At 71.3% G+C, this 21,372-nt stretch carries 18 protein-coding genes; 8 read left to right on the top strand and 10 right to left on the bottom strand.

The features are described 5' to 3' along the window. Positions 1-73: 73 nt before the first annotated feature. Complete coding sequence (locus I5071_RS07500) at positions 74-2,227, bottom strand: hypothetical protein (protein WP_236604715.1); 2,154 nt, start codon at positions 2,225-2,227, stop codon at positions 74-76. A 155-nt stretch (positions 2,228-2,382) separates the two neighbouring features. Between I5071_RS07500 and I5071_RS07495 the strand changes: the two genes are divergently transcribed. Then, the gene (locus I5071_RS07495) at positions 2,383-4,350 is read left to right on the top strand and encodes a serine/threonine-protein kinase (protein WP_236604714.1); all 1,968 of its coding nucleotides are present in this window, start codon (positions 2,383-2,385) and stop codon (positions 4,348-4,350) included. A gap of 661 nt (positions 4,351-5,011) precedes the next feature. Beyond that, a complete protein-coding gene (locus I5071_RS07490; RefSeq protein ID WP_236604713.1) occupies positions 5,012-5,251 on the top strand; it encodes a hypothetical protein in 240 nt (79 codons plus the stop codon). 134 nt (positions 5,252-5,385) lie between these two features. Here I5071_RS07490 and I5071_RS07485 read toward each other — a convergent pair whose 3' ends face one another. After that, on the bottom strand, positions 5,386-6,123 hold the full coding sequence (locus I5071_RS07485) for an RDD family protein (RefSeq protein WP_236604712.1): 738 nt from the start codon (positions 6,121-6,123) through the stop codon (positions 5,386-5,388). Between the two features lie 24 nt (positions 6,124-6,147). On the opposite strand from I5071_RS07485, the gene I5071_RS07480 reads away from it, so the two are divergent. Next, on the top strand, positions 6,148-7,137 hold the full coding sequence (locus I5071_RS07480) for a stage II sporulation protein M (RefSeq protein ID WP_236604711.1): 990 nt from the start codon (positions 6,148-6,150) through the stop codon (positions 7,135-7,137). Between the two features lie 24 nt (positions 7,138-7,161). On the opposite strand, the gene I5071_RS07475 is transcribed toward I5071_RS07480, so the two are convergent. Next, positions 7,162-7,749, bottom strand: coding sequence for a hypothetical protein (locus I5071_RS07475; RefSeq protein ID WP_236604710.1), 588 nt, complete (start codon positions 7,747-7,749; stop codon positions 7,162-7,164). Positions 7,750-7,806: 57 nt separating this feature from the next. Further along, positions 7,807-9,489, bottom strand: coding sequence for a signal peptide peptidase SppA (gene sppA / locus I5071_RS07470; RefSeq protein ID WP_236604709.1), 1,683 nt, complete (start codon positions 9,487-9,489; stop codon positions 7,807-7,809). A 240-nt stretch (positions 9,490-9,729) separates the two neighbouring features. Between sppA and I5071_RS07465 the strand changes: the two genes are divergently transcribed. Together I5071_RS07465 and I5071_RS07460 are read left to right on the top strand one after the other, a co-directional pair. After that, a complete protein-coding gene (locus tag I5071_RS07465; protein WP_053234990.1) occupies positions 9,730-10,212 on the top strand; it encodes a roadblock/LC7 domain-containing protein in 483 nt (160 codons plus the stop codon). A 23-nt stretch (positions 10,213-10,235) separates the two neighbouring features. Next, positions 10,236-10,826, top strand: coding sequence for a GTP-binding protein (locus tag I5071_RS07460; protein ID WP_236604708.1), 591 nt, complete (start codon positions 10,236-10,238; stop codon positions 10,824-10,826). A gap of 34 nt (positions 10,827-10,860) precedes the next feature. On the opposite strand, the gene I5071_RS07455 is transcribed toward I5071_RS07460, so the two are convergent. Continuing rightward, a complete protein-coding gene (locus I5071_RS07455) occupies positions 10,861-11,721 on the bottom strand; it encodes a hypothetical protein (RefSeq protein WP_236604707.1) in 861 nt (286 codons plus the stop codon). On the opposite strand from I5071_RS07455, the gene I5071_RS07450 reads away from it, so the two are divergent. Beyond that, a complete protein-coding gene (locus tag I5071_RS07450; protein WP_236604706.1) occupies positions 11,720-12,079 on the top strand; it encodes a carboxypeptidase-like regulatory domain-containing protein in 360 nt (119 codons plus the stop codon). The genes I5071_RS07455 and I5071_RS07450 overlap by 2 nt on opposite strands. A gap of 102 nt (positions 12,080-12,181) precedes the next feature. After that, positions 12,182-14,416, top strand: a complete 2,235-nt coding sequence (locus I5071_RS07445) for an MYXO-CTERM sorting domain-containing protein (protein ID WP_236604705.1) — start codon at positions 12,182-12,184, stop codon at positions 14,414-14,416. Here I5071_RS07445 and I5071_RS07440 read toward each other — a convergent pair whose 3' ends face one another. Genes I5071_RS07440 through ftsE form a run of 3 tightly spaced genes read right to left on the bottom strand, consistent with a single transcriptional unit; the run spans position 14,417 to position 17,202 of the window. Then, a complete protein-coding gene (locus I5071_RS07440; protein ID WP_236604704.1) occupies positions 14,417-15,406 on the bottom strand; it encodes a murein hydrolase activator EnvC family protein in 990 nt (329 codons plus the stop codon). Between the two features lie 2 nt (positions 15,407-15,408). Continuing rightward, positions 15,409-16,290: a cell division protein FtsX gene (locus tag I5071_RS07435; RefSeq protein ID WP_236604703.1), complete on the bottom strand. Its 882-nt coding sequence runs from the start codon at positions 16,288-16,290 to the stop codon at positions 15,409-15,411. A 24-nt stretch (positions 16,291-16,314) separates the two neighbouring features. Continuing rightward, positions 16,315-17,202, bottom strand: a complete 888-nt coding sequence (gene ftsE, locus I5071_RS07430) for a cell division ATP-binding protein FtsE (protein WP_236604702.1) — start codon at positions 17,200-17,202, stop codon at positions 16,315-16,317. A gap of 99 nt (positions 17,203-17,301) precedes the next feature. Between ftsE and I5071_RS07425 the strand changes: the two genes are divergently transcribed. Then, positions 17,302-17,934, top strand: a complete 633-nt coding sequence (locus I5071_RS07425; RefSeq protein ID WP_236604701.1) for an Hsp20/alpha crystallin family protein — start codon at positions 17,302-17,304, stop codon at positions 17,932-17,934. Between the two features lie 91 nt (positions 17,935-18,025). On the opposite strand, the gene I5071_RS07420 is transcribed toward I5071_RS07425, so the two are convergent. Both I5071_RS07420 and I5071_RS07415 read right to left on the bottom strand, forming a co-directional pair. After that, positions 18,026-19,198 (bottom strand): glycoside hydrolase family 113, encoded by a 1,173-nt coding sequence (locus I5071_RS07420; protein WP_236604700.1) that lies wholly within the window; start codon positions 19,196-19,198, stop codon positions 18,026-18,028. Positions 19,199-19,208: 10 nt separating this feature from the next. After that, the gene (locus I5071_RS07415) at positions 19,209-21,251 is read right to left on the bottom strand and encodes a putative metal-binding motif-containing protein (RefSeq protein WP_236604699.1); all 2,043 of its coding nucleotides are present in this window, start codon (positions 21,249-21,251) and stop codon (positions 19,209-19,211) included. Positions 21,252-21,372 lie beyond the last annotated feature (121 nt).

Raw genomic sequence — 21,372 nt, 5'->3', positions numbered from 1 at the left:
GATCGACGCACTCTCCCCCGATGGAGCGCACCGACGATATCCGGGGCGCGACGAGAGGGTCAATCGCGAAGCCCTATTCCGCTGCGGCGACCTCGGGTCTTCCCTCGCGCCAGGTCGCGAAGAAGTGCTGCATCTGCGCCTGCGCGTCGTCGATCGGGTTCTCGAGCGCGATCGGCGGCGACTGCTCGACGAAAGGCGGCAGCGCGGGCTGCATCCAGCGCTGCGCGTCGTTGCGCGACGTGAGCAGGCCGTGGTTCGCGGACTGGTAGGTGACGAGCACGCGCGTGACGTCGTCGTCGCCGATCATCACGTTCCGCGAGACCGGGAGCGTGCCGGGATCGAGATCGGTGAACGCGGGCGGCACGCCGACGATCGGCGCGCCGACGACGCGCGCGAGCGACTCGGTCGCGACGTTCGGCACCGTCTCGTCGCCCTGCGCCATGTGCATGAGCACGTGCACCGGACGTCGCGCGAGCATCGCGGCGTGGGCCATCGAGTCGCCGCGGTCGAGCAGCGTCTGGAAGATCGCCATCCCGGGCAGGCTGCTCACGGTCTCGCGCTCCCACTCGATCGCGTCGAGCGAGTAGCCGAAGCGCGGCAGCAGGATGCCGAGGAACGTCGGCGCGAACGAGGGGCTCATCTCGACGAGGCGCGCGAGATGTCCGCCGGTGACCGCGAGGACCGACGCGCCGATCTCCGGCTCGTTCGCGACGAACACGGTGCCGAGGATCCCGCCGAGCGAGACGCCGACGAAGCCGAGCGGCGCGCTCGCGACGGAGAACGCGGGCCCACCGGCGCTCGCGACGACGCTCCAGTCGCCCTCGCGGAGCACGCGCACGAGGCCCATCAGATCGACGACCGACTGGCGGAACACGTCGCGCGTGTAGAACGGATGGAACGCGACGAGCTCGCCTGCCTCGTCGCCGATCCCGAGGAAGTCGACGTACACGACCTGGCCGCCGAGATCGCCGAAGAGATCCGCGCCCTCGGTCGCGCCGTACGCGTGCCGATCGTCGACCGCACCGCCGGTGGTGCGCATGCCGTGGTACGGGATGTCGATCGCCGCGACCGCGAACCCCGCGGCGCACAGCGTGTTCGCCACCGCGAAGACGTTGCCGCGCTGACCGCCGAGCCCGTGCTGGAAGACGATCACCGGCACCGACATCGTCGCGAGATCGACGCCGCTCGGGAGCACGAGCGTGAACCACACGCGATCGGTGCGCTTCACCACGAGCGCGCCCGCGTCGTCGCGGGTCCAGCGGCCGTGCTGGCCGGGCGCGGGCGACGCGAGCTCGGGCGAGCCGAACGTGCCGTCGATCACCCAGCCGATCGCGTCGTGCGCGACGCCGCCCGGGACGTCGCCGCCGGGCAGCGGGTCGGCGGGCGTGCCCAGCAGCGCCTCGAGCGGCTCGCCGGTCACGGCGCGCTCGATCTCGATCGCGGGGACCTGGCCCTCGTGCACCACCGCGCGCGCATCGGCGATGTCGTCGGCGACGGTCTGCACGGTGAACACCGCGAGCGCGACGATCTCCTCGCGCGGCGTGCCCGCCATCGCGAGGCTGGCGATCACGGGCGCGTACTGCGCGTAGGCCTCGGCCTCGAGCGCGTCGGTGGGTCGCGCGGTGGCGTCGCGGATCGTCGCGAACTCCTCGGCGGCCTCGATCGCGATCCCCTCGCTCGAGCGCACGCGGCTCGTCACGACGGCTGCGTAGCGCGTGCCTTCGATCAGCGGGTGGCCGTCGAGCGGCTGCACCGAGAGCCGCTGCTCGGTCGCGTCCCAGCGCACCACGACCGGCACGCGCTCCGACGCGGTGGGCGAGGCGGGATCGGCATCGACGAGGAAGACCGACGCGTCCTCGAGCAGGCTCGCGCGCGCGTCGGCGGGGAGCGACGCAGGGTCGAGCGCGCCGTCGAAGTGGAAGAAGACGGGCGAGCTGACGCCGAAGCCGTCGATCTCGTGGAGCGACTCGCGCAGCGACGCGACGGTGCCGGGATCGGCGCGCTCTTCGCGCGGAAACGCACCGAGCTCGACGTGACCGTCGCGGAGATAGAGGTCGTCGGGGAAGGGCACCGCCCCGAAGTCGATCGGGTCCCGCGAGAGCTCGAAGATGGCGCGGACGGTGTCGTCGCCGGGCGGCCCCGAGTCGTCGCCGCACGCCCCGAGAAAGAACGAAGGAGCAACGACCAACAAGAGCAGGCAAGGAGCGAACGGCCGAAGACGAGACATTCGGCCTCAGGCTCCCATGCCCCACGCGGCCCATCAATCGTGAGAACGTGGGGGGCTCCGGCACGTCCTACGGTGCGCCCTTCTCGCTCGCCCTCGCCCAAACCCGCCTATACACTCGCGGTCGAAACGACCGCCGCACCGCCTGGGGAGGCCACGTGGCTCGTATTTGTCAGCGCTGCCAGCACCACAACGAAGACCACGCCAAGTTCTGCCTCAGCTGCGGCGCGATGCTCGAGGTCGAGGTCGCGGACGCGGGTGATGCGCTCATCGGCAAGGTGCTGATGGGCCGCTATCGCCCGACGAAGCTGCTCGGCGAAGGCGGCATGGGCCGCGTGTACCTCGCCGAGCAGAAGATGGGCGCCGCGGTCCGCAAGGTCGCGATCAAGACGCTGCATCCCGAGCTCTCGCAGGACCCTCAGCTCGTCGCGCGCTTCCACCGCGAGTCCGAGACGGTCATCGAGCTCTCGCACCCGAACACGATCCAGTTCTTCGACTTCGGCGAGCTCGAGGACGGGACGCTCTTCATCGTCATGGAGTTCATCGAGGGGCGCTCGCTCGCCTCCGAGATGGAGAAGACGCGCCTCGACGTCGCCCGCATCGAGAAGATCCTCATCCAGATCTGCGGCTCGCTGCACGAAGCGCACGGGCGCGGGATCGTCCACCGCGACCTCAAGCCCGACAACGTGCTGCTCACGGATCGCGGCGGTCAGACCGACTTCGTGAAGGTGCTGGACTTCGGCATCGCGAAGAAGGGCGAGGCCGAGGACCCGCAGAAGCAGAAGCTGACGAAGCAAGGCATGGTGCTGGGCACGCCGCCCTACATGTCTCCGGAGCAGTTCAGCGGGAAGACGCTCGACGCGCGCTCCGACATCTACTCGCTCGGCGTGATGGTCTACGAGATGCTCGTGGGCGTCCTGCCGTTCGACGCGAAGACGCCGTGGGAGTGGGCGACGAAGCACCTGACCGCGCAGCCCGCGCCCTTCGAGGCGCACCCGGGCGGCGCGGCGATCGCGCACAACAAGAAGAACGCGGTCATGCGCGCGCTCTCGAAGGATCGCGAGCAGCGCCAGGCGACGGTGCTCGAGTTCCTGCAGGAGTTCACGGGGTACCAGGACGCGCAGGCCGCGTGGACGATGGCGACGTCGTCGGCGGGATCGGCGCCGGGCAATCCGCGTCCGCCGGCGCCCACGCCGGGCCCGATGCAGCAGTTCGGGCACGCGGCGACGCCGCCTCCGAGCGTGCCGGGGATGATGGCGCCGGGCGGCCACGTGCCGTCGGCGCCGGGCGCGCCGATCCCCGGGGTGACGCCGGGGTTCGGGCAGACCTCGCCGCTGCCGGTGCAGGGCACCTACCCCGGTGCCTATCCGAGCAACCCGGGCATGCAGCCGGGGATGCCGGGCGCGACGGGCTACGGCTACCCGGCGCCCCAGAAGTCCGGCGGCGGCGCGGGGAAGATCATCGTCGCGCTGGTGATGCTGCTCTTCGTGGTGGGCGGCGTGATCGGCGGCGTGATCCTGTTCTTCGCGTCGCAGACGACCACCACCACCGATCCCAACGGCCCGCAGGCGGGCGTGGTGGGCCAGGACCCGGTCGCGCAGCCCCCGCAGCAGCCGATGCAGCCGGTGATGCAGCCGATGCAGCCGGTGCTGCAGCCGACGACGACCCCGACCGTCACCACGACGCCGACCACCACGCCGACGACGACCCCGACCACCACGCCGACGACGACCCCGACGGTCACCACGACGCCGGACGCGGGGACGCGGGTGGCGTCGACCGAGACGCCCGGGCGCGACGACGACGGCCCGTCCAAGCGCGGCCCCTCGCCCGCCGACGAAGCGCGCGCACGCTCGCTGATCGGCGCCGGGATCGCGGCGGTGCAGCGCAACGACTTCCGCGCGGCGATTGCGTCGCTGCAGCAGGCGCAGCGCCTGGTCGGACGTCGCTCGCCGATCACGCGTCAGCTCCAGGACGAGCTCGATCGGCGCGGCGGGAACCAGATCCTCTCGCTGCTCCAGCAGGGCCGCTGCCCCCAGGCGCAGCAGCTGTTCCGCGATCTCCGGGGCGTCGGTGCCAACGGAGGGGCGCGCTACTTCGACCCGTCGTGGTGCCCGCGCCCCTGAGCCCGCTTTCGGGCCGTGCAACGCGGGATCGTCACGTTTTCGGCGCGTTCCTTGCCGCGTCACCAGCTGGCAACTTGGAGGACGTCGCCGCGTGACGGGGCGTGCACTGAGCACTTGCACGGGGGCCGACCCTCGTGGAGACTCCGGCCATCGACCTCGGGGGGTACCCCGGGTCCTTAGGCGCGGAACGCCTGCTGCGGTTGGGACGGGTCAGCAGGTCGGTCGAGCGCGGATCGAGAAGCGGCTTCGGCCGCGGGCTTGGATCGGGGGGGTGCTTTCGAGAGTCATCGAGCTGCCGGATGGATGACGGTTCGGTGAACGGAAGGGTTCCTACTTCGGAGACAGCCAGTCCCCCCACGGGAACGGGGGGAGCCCGACGAAGCGAGCGGACACGAGCGGCCATGAAGGAATGGGGGCCGCACACGCGACGAAGGCGAACGTCGCGTCGTGACCAGCACCGCACTGCACGCGTCCACGCGTGTGGTCCTGCCGAGGAGCGGACGACCTCGGAGGCTCGACGGGATGAGGGAGGCGGGAGAACCGCATGGGTCTACTGTCGAGCTGGAAGCTGGTCCTGGACGGGCGGTCGTCGCCCGACGGTTCGAACGCCGGAGGCGCGCCCGGAGACGCACCACTAGACGGCCCGGACGGGGACGACGACATGGGCGCCCAGAGAATGACCTGGGATGCGATCTGCCAGTCGGACGAGTTCCGCGGGCGCTGGGTCGCACTGGACGAGTGCCGCTACTGCGAGGAGACGGGACGCGCGACCGAGGGATCGGTCGTGGACGTCGACGACGATCTGGTCGAGCTCTGCGCGCGGATGCGGGAGTCGCCTCGGAAGAACTGCGCGATCCTGTTCTGCAGCGAGGACGGCGAGCAGACCGCGTCGCGGCACTGATTTCCCTGGGGGGCTCCGCCCCCCCTTCGACCCCCGGCCGCTGTCGCGCTGCGCGGGGTCCCCTACGCCCCCTTTGCGAGGGGTGAACGGCCGGCGGATCTCGAGACGTGATCTCGAGCGCCGGCCGTTTCGCATCAGCGGTCCACGAGGATCGCGGTCAGGTGCAGGACGAAGCGCTCGGCGGAGAGGAACGCGGGGCGGTCGATGCCCAGGCGTCCTTCGAGGTGCTCGGCCAGGCGCGCGAAGAGCGCATGGCGCACCGCGAGCGGGAGCTGATCGCGGCGTAGACCGAGCGCGATCATCGCGTCGCGCTCGGCCGCGCTGATGCGACGCGACGCGAGCCGCACCGCGGGATCATCGGCGAACGCGCCCTGTCGCTCCGCGGGCGGGACCAGCGCCGACGGCGCGGGGCGCGGGCGCTCTCGCACGACCATCGTGCCCGCGGCGAGGTCGCCGAGACGACGGCCTCGCGCATCGACGAGCGCCGAGATGCCGCCGACCAGATAGAGGCCCGGGAGCAGATCCGCGACGCGCACCAGGTTGCGCACGACCGCCTGCACGAACCCGATGCGGAAGCCTCGCTCGTCGAGCACGCGCAGGCCGACGGCGCGCTTCCCGAGGGTCTGGCCGCCGAGCCACCACTCGAAGAGCGCGCCGTACCACCACTGCACCAGGAAGACTGCGAGGAAGGTGATGGCGCTGGCGAACCCGCCGGCCGCGCCGAACGCCTCGGCGATGCGCGCCGCGACCACGATCGCGACGGCCATCACGACGAGATCGATCGCCCACGCGAGCGCGCGCGAAGGAAGGCCTGCGAGCTCGTGCTCGAACGGGACGTTCTCGGGCGTGGTGATGCGGACGATCGACCGCACGCGCGCGCAGCGTACCATCGCGTCGTGAGCGACGCGTTTCGCTTCGTCCGCGAGCGGACCCCGATGTGGGAAGAGCTCGAGCGGCTCCTGACGACCATCGAGTCGCGGGGCGCCCGCGCGCTCGACGTGGCGGGCGCGAGGCGCTTCGGGAGGCTCTATCGCGCGGTGTCGGCGGACCTCGTGCGGGCCCGCGCGGAGGGCGTCGATCCCGCGGTGATCGATCACCTGAACGATCTCGTCGCGCGCTCGTACGCGCAGGTGCACTCGGGCAGCGGCGCGCCGTGGTCGTCGATCTTCGCGTTCTTCGCGCTCGAGCTACCACGGCTGGTGCGCGCGGAGTGGCGCGCGATGGCGCTCTCGGCGGCGCTGCTCTTCGGCGGGGTCGCGATGGGCGCGGGCGCGGCGCTGATCGATCCCGGCGTCATCGGCGTGCTGATCCCCGAGGCACACGCGGAGACGACGCCCGACGAGCGCGTGGCGCACGACGAAGGACGCGCGCCGCACCACGGCGACGAGGCCGCGGCGTTCTCGACGTTCCTCTTCACGCACAACATCCAGGTCACGTTCCTGGTGTTCGCCCTCGGCATCACGCTCGGCGTGGGCACCGCGGCGGTGCTCGTGAGCAACGGCATCCCGCTGGGCGCGCTCGCGGTGCAGTACCACCTCGCGGGGCACGGGCTCTTCTTCTGGGCGTGGATCCTCCCGCACGGCATCCCGGAGCTCACGCAGATCGTGATCGCGGGCGCCGCGGGGCTCGTGATCGCGCGCGGCGTGGTGCTACCGGGACGTCGTGCGCGCGGCGACGCGCTGCGCGCCGAGGCCCGTCGCGCTGCGCGCCTCGTGATCGGCGGGATGCCGATCCTCGTGCTCGCCGGCGTGATCGAAGGGACGATCAGCCAGATGCACGAGCCGGCGATGCCCTACGTCGCGAAGCTGGTGTTCGCAGCGGTCGTGGGCATCGCGCTCTTCGCGTGGCTGATCGTCGCGGGACGCGGTCGCGCGCCGGCGGAATGAGAGGGGGCGGCGCCCCCTCGGAGATCACAGCCCGCCGAGATCGTCGCCGCCGCTGCTGTCGCTCGAGCTCGCGCCCGAGTCGAACGAGTCGCCGCCGCCGCTCGAGTCGAACGAGTCGCCCTGCGGCTCCTCGTCGCCGGTCGTCGCAGCGCCGCAGGTGTCGGGGTCGGGGCGGCGCGTGCGACGGCGATCGCGCACGGCGTTCCACTGACCGCCGCCGGTCTCGTCGTCGTCGTGGCCCCACTCGCCCGTCGCGTACGAGTCGCCGTCGTCGCCGAGGCGGTACTGGAAGTAGCCGTGGCCGCGCGTCGTGACCGGACGGCCCGAGACGAGCTCTCGGCGCTCCGACCACTCGAAGCGCATCAGGTTGCCCTGCACCGTTCCCTGGACGCGCCCGCGGCGCTCGTCCTTCGTGTAGCAGCCGACCACCTGCGTGCCGGTCTGCGAGAAGTGCATCTCGCCGTACTGCGGCGAGTGCCAGATCCCGGTGAAGGTGCCGCCTTCCGGCATCGGTCCCGGCGACACGTTCGCGCGGCGACCACCGCCGCCGCAGCCTGCCGCTGCGATCGCGAGCGAGACCGAGAGACCGACGATCAGGGACGAGCGAAGCATTCTTCTTCCTCCGCGCCGACGATAGACGACGGGCGCGGAGCGACGCAACGCCGGGCGTCAATCGATGCGCGGGAGGCCCGTCGCGTAGAAGAGCACGCGATCGCGCCCGCTCACGAGCGACAGGATCTCGGCGACCGAGGGATCGAGCCGATCGAGCAGCGTGCCCGCGTGACCCCCGAGCATCGTGCTCGCGGCCGCGAGCGGGATCGGGGGCGCATCGCCGGGGCGCGGCCACACCACGCGCGGCTCGATGATCCCGCGCAGCGCGCTCGGCAGGAACGTGATGCGGGAGCGGACCTCGTCGATCGCGACGTCGAGCCCGCCGAGCTTGTCGACGAGCCCGCGTGCATGCGCGTCGGCGCCCGACCACACGCGGCCGCGCGCGAGCGGCTCCACGTCGGCGTCCGACTTGTTGCGCCCCTTCGCGACGATGCCGACGAACGTCCGGTAGAAGTTGTCGATCTCGCGCTCGAAGATCGCGTGCTCGTCGGCGTCCATCGGACGCGGGTTCGCGAGCAGATCGGCGTGGGGCGCGCGCCGCACGACCTCGGTGTGCACGCCCATGCCCTCGAGCAGATCGCGCGCGACGAGGCGCGCCGAGACGACACCGATCGATCCGGTGATCGCCAGCGGCTGCGCGATGATCGCGTGCGCGGGCGCCGCGATGTAGTAGCCGCCGCTCGCCGCGACCTCGCCGAAGCACGCGATCACCGGCTTCTTCTCGCGCAGCAGCTCGACCTCGCGGTGGATCAGATCGCTCGCGTGCGCCGAGCCGCCCGGCGAGTTCACGTGGAGCACCGCGCCGAGGCATCGGGGATCGCGACCGACCATGCGGATCGCGCCGATCACCGCCTCCTGCGTCGCCGGCGGTCCGCCCACCGCGGGACCTCCGCCGCCCGACGTGATCGCGCCGTGGACCGGCACGATCGCGATGTACGGGCGGGGGCCGACCGGGCGGAAGAAGCGCGACCGATGGAAGCTGAAGTAGCGCGACGCGCGCACCACCTTCGGCGGCTTGCCCTCGCCCTCGAGCAGCGCCTGCGGAAGGCCGTCCTCGTAGCAGAGCCCGTCGATCAGCCCCGCGTCGAGCGCGGCGCGCGCCGACACCAGCGCGTCGTCGAAGAGCGTGCGCACCTTCGCCTCGCGGGCCTCGGGCGTGGGGCCGAGCTTGGTGCGCGACGCGAGCGCGGAGACGAGCGCGCGATCGATCGTGTCGAGGAGCGCGCCGAGCTGCTCGCGCTGCGCCTCGCTCATCGTCTCGCTCACCGCCGTCTCGGCCGCGGTCTTGAACTCCGCGCGGCGATGCACCTCGACCTGCACACCGAACCGATCGAGCAGGCCCTTCACGTAGCTGCTCGACGCGGCGATCCCGAGCGGCGCGAGCGTCGCGTTGGGCGAGGTGAGCACGCGCGTCGCCGCGGACGCAAGGAAGAGCTCGCGGTTGCCTCCTCCGTCGGGCAACCACGCGACGACCTTCTTGCCGCCCGCGCAGAGCTTCTGGATGAGCTCCCGCACCGCGTCGACCGAGCTCCATCCCGCGTGCAGCGAGGGGATCTCGAACACCACGCCCTCGACGTTCGAGTCGCGCAGGATGTGGTCGGTCAGCTCACGCAGCGCGAGCAGCGACGTCGGTCTGCGCGTGGCGAGCCCGGGGACGAATCGAGCCAGCGCGTGCAGCGGGCGATCGACCTCGACCAGCCGGCTCCGAAGCTTGACGTGCACCCAGCGCTCACGCGGCATCCTCACCCTCCGGAGCAGCCACCAGACCGGCAGGAATGGTAGCCGCAGGAGATTGAGCGCGACGTCGACGATCAGGCGCCCCACACGATCGTTCTTGGGGCCCGTGCAGTGTGCGTGCAAGCGGCACAGACCACGTCCTCGTCCAGGGCGCGAAGCCCTTTACGCTCGCTCGCGATCTCTGTTACCTACGGGTCTGCGCTGGCGGCCCCGGGAAACCGAGGCCCGGCCGAGGAGCTCTTCATGACGAACCCGCAGATGGTCATGTACGAGGAGGAGTTCAACCAGATCCAGGCGATCGTGACGCGCCTGGTGAAGGAAGCGAACGCCCGCGTCGTGTTCATCATCGACAAGAACGGCCAGCTGATCGCGGCGGCCGGTGAGACCGAGCAGCTCGATACGACCTCTCTCGCCTCGCTCACAGCCGGCAACATCGCCGCGACGGGCGGTATGGCGAAGCTCCTCCGCGAGAACGAGTTCACGACTCAGTTCCACGAGGGCGAGAAGCAGAACATCCACATCCAGCTCGTCGGCAACCGCGTCATCTTGGTCGTGATCTTCGACAACAAGACGAGCCTCGGTCTGGTGCGCCTCCGCGTGAAGAAGGCGAGCGAAGAGCTCAACGGCATCTTCGAGGCACTGCTCCGCAAAGTGCAGGATCCGTCGCGCGAGACTCCGTTCGCAGAGATCACCGACGACGACATCGACAATCTGTTCAACGACTGATTGGCGCGGAGGGAGCAGAGCTCATGTCGTTCATCAACTACCTGTCGCGCGAGATCAACTGCAAGATCGTCTATTACGGACCTGGTCTCTGCGGAAAGACCACGAATCTCCAGTACATCTACAACAAGACGAATCCCGAGGCGAAGGGCAAGATGATCAGCCTCGCCACGGAGACCGAGCGGACTCTGTTCTTCGATTTCCTCCCGCTCGCGCTCGGTGAGATTCGCGGATTCAAGACTCGATTCCACCTCTACACGGTTCCCGGTCAGGTCTTCTACGACGCGAGCCGGAAGTTGATCCTGAAGGGTGTCGACGGAGTCGTGTTCGTCGCCGACTCGCAGATCGCGCGTATGGAAGCGAACCTCGAGTCGATGGAGAACCTGCGCACGAACCTCGCGGAGCAGGGCTACTCGCTCGATAAGCTCCCGTACGTCGTCCAGTACAACAAGCGCGACATGCCGAGCGTCGCGCCGGTCGACGAGCTGCGCAGGCTGCTCAATCCCGGCGGTGTGCCGGACTACGAGGCGGTCGCGGCGACGGGCGTGGGCGTGTTCGAGACGCTGAAGTCGGTCGCAAAGCTCGTGCTCACCGAGCTCAAGCGCTCGGGCGGCTGAGATCGAGATCGACGATGTCGACGGCGCCGCTGGCTCAGCGGCGCTTTTTCTTTTCCGTCTTCGTCGGCGATCCCGAGAGCGCGGACTCGATCTCGTCGCGCAGGGACGCATCGCCGCCTTCGATCTCGCGCAGTGCGGTGCGCGCGGCGCTGGTCTTGCCCTTGCGGGCTTCGACGTAGGCGCGCAGCAGCGCGAGCTCGGTGCGCTCGGCGTCGCTCGTCGGGCGCGCGGCCTCGAGCAGCTCGTGCGCGTCGGCCGCGTCGGCGGGCGCGCCGCGGCGCAGGAGCGAGTGCGCGAGGCGGGCACGGACGCGCGGAAGGGTCGCGTCGATCGCGAGCACGCGGCGGTACGCGCCGATCGCCTCGGCGTCCTCGCGCGCGCCGTACGCGGCGTGGGCGAGGCCGAGCAGCATCGGAAGCGTGGGTGTCGCGCCCACGGTCTCGATCGCGCGTTGGTACGCGCGGCGCGCGCCCGCGGCGTCGCCGAGCTCGCGCAGCACGTCGCCGAGCCGCTCCGCGGTGCTCGAGGGCGCACCGAAGAGGCGCATGCCGATCGCGCGATCGAAGCGCGCGCGCAGCTCGCTCGGACGGCCCGCGGCGCGGAGGCGCAGCGCGTCGCGATCGAAGGCGCGCATCGACGCGGCGGCCCACGACGGCGCGAGGACGAAGAGCGCGATCAGCGGGCTCACCGCGAGCACCGCGAGCGCGAGCGGGATCCGCACCCAGTAGACGAGCGCGAACGTCGTCACGAGCGAGATCGGCACGAGCACGTTGCGCAGGATCGGCGGGGCGGGCTCGGCGGGGCGCGGTGCCATCGGGGGCCGCGGATCGTACTCGTCGGGGGTTCGCGCCACCAGAGACGCCGCGGGCTCGGGCTTGATATCCTGCACGGGCATGATCGGACAGCTCCGCCCTGCCCTGGTTCCCGCGCTCTTCGTGTTGCTCGCGGCGAGCGCGTGCGGCGAGGAGACGAACGCGAGCGCGTACGATCTCTCGGGCATCGTCACGGTCGAGCGCGACGACGGATCGTCCGCGGGGCTCGGCGGTGCGCGCGTGACGTTCACGTCGGACACCGGGCTCGTCGAGGAGACGACCACCGGCGACGACGGACGCTACGAGATGCAGGTGCTCAGCGACGTCGCGTTCGGACAGGTGCGCGCGGAGAAGACCGGCTTCACGAGCTCGGAGCGCACGGTCTACTTCGATCGCGCGGAGCGCCGGATCGATCTGGAGCTGCGCGAAGCGAGTGAGTGAACGCAGATCGACGTGAGCCACGGGTGATCGCGCGTGATGTCGCGAGGATCACAGGCGAAGCGCGCGTTCCGGGCGGTTGATCCGGCGGGTACCCTGGGCGCCATGGTTCGCCGCCTCGCTTCGCTCCTCGTCTTGTCCTCGCTCGTGCTCGTCGCGCCCTCGGTGCGGGCACAGGGCGTCGATCCCGGTCGCGATCCGTCGGGCACCGGCGAGGACGCGCTGCTCGCGCTCGCGGGGCCACGCGCACGGGTGCGTCGCGACGAGGAGGGCCGCGTGCGCTTGCTCTTCGGCGCGCGGATGCGGCCGTGGTCGGGCGATCCGGCGCGCGACGCGCTCGCGCTGACGCAGCGCTTCGGCGACGCGTTCGGGATCCCTCAGGGCGCGGAGCTGCGTGTGGAGCGCGCGCAGACCCATCACGGCTTCACGATCGTGCGGCTGCGTCGCTACGCCGACGGACGGCCGGTGCTCGGCGCGACGGTCGTCGTGCGCTCGCTCGCGGACGGCGCGATCGACATGGTCCTCGCGGACGCGGGGCCGGCGCGCGTCGAGGGCGGCGTGTCGATCGACGCGACGCACGCGGCCGAGATCGCGCGGGGGCTCGAGGTCGGCTGGCGCATCGCGGGCACGACGTCGCCGGCCGCGATCGCGATCGATCTCGTCGACACGATCGTGCCGGTGTGGGCGATCGATCTGCACGGCGCCGCGCTCTCGCAGCGGATGCGGGCGCTGCTCGACGCGCGCGACGGAGCGGTGCTCGGGATCGTCCCGCTGCTGACGCACGCGATGGCGCGCGTGTACGAGACGAACCCGACGACCACCGAGGGCGTGACCAGCGACGTCGAGCTCACCGATCTCGCGAGCGGCGCGCAGAACCTCACGAGCCAGTACTTCCACGTGTCGCAGTGCGACGTGCAGTCGGGCGGCGGATGCGCGGGCACGCAGCGCGCCTTGGCGGACGCCGAGGGCAACTTCCTCTACGACGCCGTCCCGGGCTCGCACGACGACGAGTTCGCCGAGGTGAACGCGTTCCACCACCTGAGCCGCGCGGCCGCGTGGCACCGCGAGCGCCACGGGTTCACGTGGACGTGCTCGGGCACGAGCGCGATGCGCGTGTTCGTGAACTACGGCGAGGTGCCGGACATCGACTACGACAACGCGGCGTTCAGCCCGGCGTCGGGCGGTCAGTGCGGGTTCCTGCTCTTCGGGCAGGGCCGCAGCGGCGACTACGCGTACGACGCGGACGTCGTCTATCACGAGTTCGGGCACGCGGTGACCGATCAGGTCGCGACGATGACGGGCTTCGCGGTGGATCCGCTCGGCGTGTCGTACGAGCCGCTCGCGGTGAACGAGGGCACGAGCGACTACTACGCGGGCACGCTGCAAGGGAACGCGGAGATCGCGGAGTCGTTCGCGGGCGCGGCCGGTGATCTCGGCGCGCACGGCAGCCTGCGTGTGATCGACAACGACCTCACGTGCCCGTCGGGGCTCTTCGGGGAAGGGCACTTCGACGGAACGATCTGGGCCGCGACCGCGTGGGATCTGCGCGAGCGGATCGGCGTCGAGGCCGCGGACGCGTTGGTGTTCACGACGGTCGCGAGCATCGCCGAGGACCCCTCGCTGGCCGAGGCGGGCGACCTGATGATCGCGACCGCCGAGGGCATGGTCGCGACGGGCGCGCTCAGCGCGGAGCAGGCGAGCGCGGTCGAGGAGATCGTCGGAGCGCGCGGGCTGCCGGGGTGTCAGCGCATCGTCGCGCTCGACGACGGCACCGAGCGCCGCGGCTGGAGCGGCAACGAGTTCCTCACGGCCGGTGTGGGGCGGAGCATCGCGCCGGTGCACTACCGCATCGACGTCCCGGTGGACGCGACGTCGCTGCGGATCGCGATGACGTCGCTGACGCGCAACGGGCAGTACCGGCTGCACTTGCTCGAGGATCAGCCGGTGCGCGTGAACGCCGCGCGCGTGACCGCGCAGGCGGCGGTGCCGGTCGAGGGCGGTGCGGTCGTGCTCGACGAGAGCACCACGTACCGCCTGCCGCGCTGCAAGACGCTGTACTTCGCGATCGAGTCGGTCGATTTGCGGCGGCGCGGGCAGAACCTCTACACCGTGCAGGCGACGCTCGAGCGCAGCGGGGATCCGAGCGCGGAGTGCCCGGTCGTCGAGCTGCCCGACGCGAGCATCGTCGCTGCCGATGCCGGAGCGGACGCGAGCACGACCGCGCCGAGCAGCGGGGGCGGGTGTGGATGTCGCGTCGGCACCGGCACGAGCGAGCCGAGCGCGATCATCGCGATGATCGCGCTCGGGATCATGATCGCGTCGCGCCGCCGGCGCGTCTGATCAGAGGCCGAGCCAGGTGCGCGCGTCGAGCGGACGCGTGCCGCGGCGGACCTGGAAGAAGAGCGGCTCGGTGTCGACCGCGCCGAGCGTGGCGCCGCGCGTGACCTGCGCGCCGATCGGCGCGTCGCTGCGCGCGAGGCCGCCGTAGATCGTGAAGTGCCCCTCGCCGTGATCGACGATGATCATTCGGCCGTACGAGGGATGACGATCGCTGAACGCGATGCGCCCGTCCGCAGCCGCGCGCACCGGCGCGCCGCGCACTCCGTCGAGCTCGATGCCCGCGCCCTGCTCGCGCGTCGCCTCGCGGATCGCGCGAGGCGCGGCGAGCGGCAGCGCGAGCGCTCCCCGCTGCGACTCGAAGCCCGGGGCCGGCGCGGCGGGCGGGTCGACGAGGCGCAGGCCGTAGCCGCTGGTCGAGGTCGACGTGCCGAACGTCGCGTCGGAGAACGCGCTGCCGTAGAGCGTCGCGCGGCGCACGTCCTCTTCGAGCGCGCTCTTCTGGGCCTCGAGGCGCGCCATGCGGGCGCGCGTCGTGTCGATCCGCTCGCCGAGGCGCCCCGCTTCGGTGCGCAGCGCCGCGGCACGGGCGCGCAGATCGGAGAGCGCGTCGAGATCGTGGCGCACCATGCGCTGGAGGCGCTCCACGCGCGCGACGTGGCCGAGCATCGAGTCGAGCCCGCCTGCGAGCGGCAACACACCGGCACGCGTCAGTCGATAGAGCGCGCGGGTCCGCTCGCGCACCCGGCGGTTCGCGGCGGCGCGACCCTCGGTGAGCCCGGCGATCTCGGTCTCGACGCGCGCGTGATCGGCGTTCGCGCGCTCCACGTCGGACAGCGCGCTCGCGATGCGCTCGTCGAGCGCGGCGAGGCGCTGCACCGGATCGAGCGGGAGCGGTGCCTCCTCGCTCTCGTCCTGACCGCGCGCATCGCGCGGCGCGCTCCCGAGCGCGAGGCCGAGCGCGAGCAGCAGCGTGAGGACGCGTCGTTTCATGGTCAGACCGTCAGGTAGCGGCGGAGCGAGAGCACGCTGCCGGTCGCGCCGAGCAGCGCGCCACCGAGCACCAGCGAGAGCGCGACACCGGGGTGGAGGAAGACGCTCTGCGTGCCGACGATGCTCGCGAGCGTTCCGTCGACGTGCCCGCGCAGCGCGAGGTACGCGACGAGCAGGATGAGCAGCGCGACGATCGCGGAGACCGAGCCCTGCACCGCGCCCTCGACGATGAAGGGGCCGCGCACGAAGCCGTTCGTCGCGCCGCAGAGCTTCATCACCTCGATCTCGTCGCGACGCCCCGCGACCGCGAGGCGGATCGTGTTGCCGACGACGAACACGACGCAGAGCACGACGAGGATCGCGAGGCCGCTCGCGACGCCGCGCCCCGCGACGACGAGGCTCTCGACCCGCGCGAACCAGCCGCGATAGGTCTCGACGTCCTCGACCGTTCCGAAGCGACGCACGCGCTCGGTGATCGCGTCGACGCGCGCGCCGGTCACGCCCGCGACGAGATCGATCTCGAGCGACGCGGGGAACGCGTCCGCGGGCAGCGCCGAGAGATCGGCGCCGATCTCCGCGTCGCGCAGGAACTGCTCGCGCGCGGCCGCCGACGTCAGGTGCTCGACCGCGCGCACCTCGGGCAGTCCCTCGAGCGCGATGCGGAGCTCTTCGATGTCCTGCGCCTCCGCGCCGTCGCGCAGGTAGACGCTGAGGCGCGCGGTGCGTCCCCACGAGTCGGCGAGCGCGCCGAGGTTCGTGATCGCGAGCAGCGAGGTCGCGAGGCAGAGGAACGCGATCGTGAGGCTCGAGATCGCGACGAGGTGGAGGCCCGCCTCTTCTCGCATCGCGCGCGTCGCGCGCGTGAAGGCCGACTTCAGATCCATGAGAGCGTCCCTTCCCTGCTGCGATCAGCGTGCGCGCGCGCGCACCGCGTTCATCGAGACCACGCCCGAGCCCGCCTGGTGCCGGTCGCGATCGTCCTGGGCGGCCTCGGTCGCGCGGAGATCGCGCAGACCGGAGCGCGCCTCGCGCACGCGACCTTCGTCGATGTAGACGATGCGGTGCGGCCGCTGCTCGAGCAGCGTGTGATCGTGGGTCGCGAAGAGGACCGTCGTGCCGGTCGCGTGGATCTCTTCGAAGAGCGTGAGGATGTCGAGCGCGAGGTGCGGGTCGAGGTTGCCCGTGGGCTCGTCGGCGAGGAGCAGCGCGGGCTCGGTCACGATCGCGCGCGCCACCGCGACGCGCTGCTGCTCGCCGCCCGAGAGCGCACCGGTGAGATCCTCGCCGCGGCCCGCGAGGCCGACACGCTCGAGCGCCTCCGCGACGCGAGAGCGCACGAGGCGCTTGCTCATCGACAGGATCTCGAGCGCGACCGCGACGTTCTCGAAGACCGTCCAGTGCGGGATGATCTTGAAGTCCTGGAAGACGATCCCGAGGTTGCGGCGCAGGTACGGGATCGAGTCGCCGGTGAGCCGCGCGATGTCGCGACCGCAGAACAGGATGCGCCCCTCGTCGGGCGTCTGCTTGCGATAGACGAGCTGCAGGAGCGTGCTCTTGCCCGCGCCGCTGGGGCCGGTGACGAACACGAACTCACCGCGCTCCACGGTGAGATTCACGTCGCGCAGCGTCGGCTGATCGGGCTTGAAGAACTTGAAGACGTCTTCGAAGACGAGGATCGGGCGCTGGCTCGCCGCGGCGCTCGGGTGCGCGCCGGCGCGGAAGAACGCGAAGGGACGCACGACCTTCCGGTCGCGCGGCTCGCCATCGCGCGGAGGCTCACCCAGCGAGAATCGCATGTCTCGCCGCGTACCCGAGGAGCGCGCGAGCGAGCAAGAAAACGGCAACGTTGGATGCGCTCTCGCGCGGCGCCATGAGCGAGTCGGAAGGAGGAAGCCATGGCGCAGAACGAGCCGCAGAACGGCAGGAACCAGAGCGCGCGTGGGGGCGGTACGCAGCAGCAGGGACGTGAGCAGGAGCGCGAGCAGCGTGGGCTCGCCCGCGGTGGTGGCGGAGCCGGGCTCGGGCGGGGCGGGCCGGGGATCCAGACGCCGTTCTCGTTCGTCCGCCGGATGTTCGAGGACATGGATCGGCTCTTCGGCGAGTTCGGCATGGGCGGTGGGCTCGCGCCGGCGAGCGGCTACGGATTCGCTCCGTCGCTCCGCGAGTGGGTGCCGCAGCTCGAGGTGTTCGAGCAGGGCGACGAGCTCGTCGTGCGCGCCGATCTGCCGGGGATGAAGAAGGAGGACGTGAAGCTCGAGCTGAAGGACGACGTGCTCGTCATCTCGGGCGAGCGGCGCGAGGAGCAGCGCGACGAGCGCGAGGGGTTCTTCCGCAGCGAGCGCAGCTACGGCTGCTTCGAGCGCGCGATCCGCGTTCCCGAGGGGACCGATCCCGCGAGCTGCGAAGCGCGCTTCGACAACGGCGTGCTCGAGGTGAAGCTCAAGATGCCGGAGCAGCCCTCGCGCGCTCGCCAGATCCCGATCCAGGCGAGCGGCGAGACGGTGTCCGAGAAGACGAAGAAGAGCTGAGTCTGCCGGAATGCTCGTCCCGCACGTCCCGGACGGGAGCGCGCGAAGCGCGCGGACGGGCGGGCGAGCCGATTTTTCGACAGTCTTTGAGTCAGTCCACGATCGTCGACCGCACGATCCCGAGCGGATCGCGCAGCACGCGCGGCACCGGGACGATCGTGGCGGCGTCGGCGCCGAACGCCGCGGCGAAGGTCGCGCGGAGCACGTGCTCCGCGCGCTTCCCGTGCGGCGAGAAGCCCCAGATCGCCTCCTGGCTCACGTCGTCGAGGTACGCGTAGTAGCGCCACACCAGGAAGCCCGAGAACCACTCGTGCGGAACGAACGCGCGGAAGCTCGCCTCGAGCGCCCTCGCCTGCTCGTGCTCCGAGATCGCGACGTCGGTCATCTCGTCGGGCCAGAGCCAGGGCTCGACGGCCGCGTCGCGACGCGTCGTGTACCCGACCTCGACGAAGAGCACCGGCATGTCGAGCACGGTCGCGACGCGCTCGACGCCCTCGGCCGCGCGGCGCGCGCCCTCCTCGTACTCCGCGAACGTCGCGTTCGCGTGCGAGGCGAGCGGATAGAACGCGTTGATGCCGACGAGATCGAGGCGATCCCAGAAGAGCACGTCCTCGGCCTCGTCCCAGTTCGCGCTGTACGTGAGCAGGCCCGGATAGACCTCGCGCACGTCGTCGATGAAGTCCCACCAGAACGCGCCGAAGCGGCCCGACCAGCTCTTGCACTCGACGCCGATCGAGAACGCATCCGCGCCCGCTGCCGCGGCGTCGCGTGCCCACGCGAGCACGAACGCGCGGTAGTTGCGCTGGTACTCGGCCCATCCCTCGGGCGTGCCGGGGTCGATCTCGCCGCGCCAGCCGCCGGTCTCGACCCAGAGGTGCGGGATCACGAGCACGCGGATGCCGCGCGCGTGTGCCTGCGCGACGATGCGGCGCACCGCCTCGCGGTTCTCCTCGTAGGGCGCCTCGAAGTCCATGAGGATCTCGGTGCTGTGGAGATCCCAGATCCGCCCGAAGGGCGTGATCGAGACCCAGTTCACGCCCATCGACGCGAGGTGATCGAGCAGCGCCTCGGTGGACTCGGTGCCGTAGCCGCGTCCCCGCTGCTGCGAGCTCTCGATCGGACCGATGGTGATCCCGCGCACCGCGTCGTACCCGGCCGCGCGGAATCCGTCGCGACCGGGCGGGAGGCGATGCCATGCGTGCGCGTCGTTCGCGGAGAACAGGAGCAGCGAGAGCGCGACGAGCGCGCGGACGAACGTCTTCATCGGGAACGGCTCACGGCGTGACGAGCACTTCGAGCGTGTAGGAGCCGCGCGAGACCATCCCGCGGCCGTCGACGACGAGGAAGTAGGTGCCGGGGTCGAGCAGCCGATCGATCAGGCTCGACGAGCCGTCGCCGCTGTCGTCGTCGCAGACGAGCTCACCGGCGCTCGCGCAGGTGTCGCGGTGCAGGTGGAGCACGGTGTCGAAGGTCGAGCCGCCGGTGTTCGCGACGATGCGGCGCGACGCCGTGAGATCGAGCCGGAACATCGCGTCGGTCGAGCGCGCGCCGTCGCCGCACGACGTGCGCGTCTGCAGATCGTCGAGCATCGAGGTCGTGTCCCCGGTGAACACGCCGCCGGTCGCCGGGATCGGGAACGCGCTCCCGCAGGTCTCGTTGCCGCTCACCTCGACCGGCGTGACGGGATCGGAGTCGGTCACCGTGATCGCGTAGGGCGCGGCGTTGAACGACTCGACGACCACGTAGTAGGTGCCGATCCCGAGATCGCGCAGGCGCATCCGCACCGGCGCGCCGCGCGCGCAGCGCAGCTGGGTCGCACCGTCGGCACACGCGGTCCGCACCGACGCGTTGAACGATGCCGCGCCGCCGTCGACCTCGATGGTCACGTCGCGGCGCGCCGTCAGCGTGAACGAGTGCACGACGTCGCGGAAGTCGAAGCCGCAGCTCGTGACGATGTCGTCCTCCTTGTCGGCGAGCGTTCCCTCGGTGCGCTCGCCGAGCACGAGCGGGATCGCGTTGCGACACACGTCGCCGTCGGGCGGAGGCGTCGGAGGCAGCAGCTCGAGCTCGAGCGTGTAGTCGATCTCCGTCGACGACGTGCCCTCGAGCACGATGAAGTGCGTGCCCATCGGGAGCTGGTGCACGAGGCCGGTCGCGGGCGCGTCGTTCGCGCAGCGGAGCGCGCTCGTGCTGCTGGCGCACGTGGAGCGGAGATCCCAGACGAGCCGATCGCCCGTCGGGCTCACGGCCGAGATGCGCACGTCCTGCTCGGCCGTCGTGGTGAACGAGTACACGACGTCCGGCGCGCCGATGCTGCCGCACTCCGTCGTGAGATCGTCGCGCACGTCGACGAAGCTACCGGTGAAGGTGCCACCGCCCGTGATGTCGATCGCGGTGTCGCACGTCTCGTTCGGCGCGGGCGGCTCGGGCTCGAGGAGCTCGACCGTGACCGCGACGTCCCCCGGCGCGTTCGACGACACCACCGCGTAGTACGTGCCGGGGTCGAGCCGGCGCGCGCGCACCTGCGCGGGGAACCCGTAGCTGCACTCGACGGAGCTCGCCGCGACGCCGCACTCGGTGCTCACCGAGATCCCCGTGAGCACCGCGGGGCCCTCGGCGCGGATGCGCACGCCGCGCGGCTCCGCGATCGTGAAGCTCAGGATCGCGTCGCGACGCACCGTGCCCGAGGGCGGCGGGCCCGCGCACGGGATCGTGTAGTCGCCGCCGAGGCTCGACGCGTCGATGACGAACACGCCGCCCGCCGACACGTCGAGCGGATCGGCGCAGGTGTCGTTGGGCGCGCGCCCGCAGTCCGGCTCGTCGATCGCGTCGTCGCAGTCGTTGTCGACGCGATCGCCGCAGACCTCGGGGAACTCGGAGTGGCGCAGCGCGTCCATGTCGTCGCAGTCGGCGCCACCGGGACAGAACCAGTCGGTGTCGCCGTCCTGATCGAGATCGCGCGGGAAGTGCTCGCAGGTCTTGCCTTCCTCGTCGCAGCGATCGAGCGTGCACACGTCGCCGTCGTTGCACGTCTCGCGCGGGCCGGGCACGCAGCCGCGCCGCGGATCGCACTGCTCGACGCCGTTGCAGAAGATCTCGTCGTCGCACACCGCGGGGTCGACGGGGTTCCGGCAGTAGCCCATCGGGTCGCACACGTCGCGCGTGCAGGTGACCTCGTCGACGCAGTCCTCGTCGCTCGTGCAGTCGCGTGCGCCGTCGGGGCGTCGCGGGCCGGAGTCGAATTGTCCGGCGTCCATCGGCTCGCCGGCGTCGGAGTCGTTCGGGCCGTCGTCGTCCCCGCATCCCGCGATGGACATCGCGACGAGGAGAGCGAACGAGGTGGCGCGCAGTCGCGACGCGAAGCAAGCGGCAGTCATCGACAAGGGCAGACTCCCTCGAGGCCCCGAGCGCCGAGACCTCACGAATCGGGCGAGTATG

This window comes from Sandaracinus amylolyticus (assembly GCF_021631985.1).
GTDB lineage: Bacteria > Myxococcota_A > Polyangia > Polyangiales > Sandaracinaceae > Sandaracinus > Sandaracinus amylolyticus_A.
This window is presented reverse-complemented; position numbering and strand designations above follow the sequence as displayed.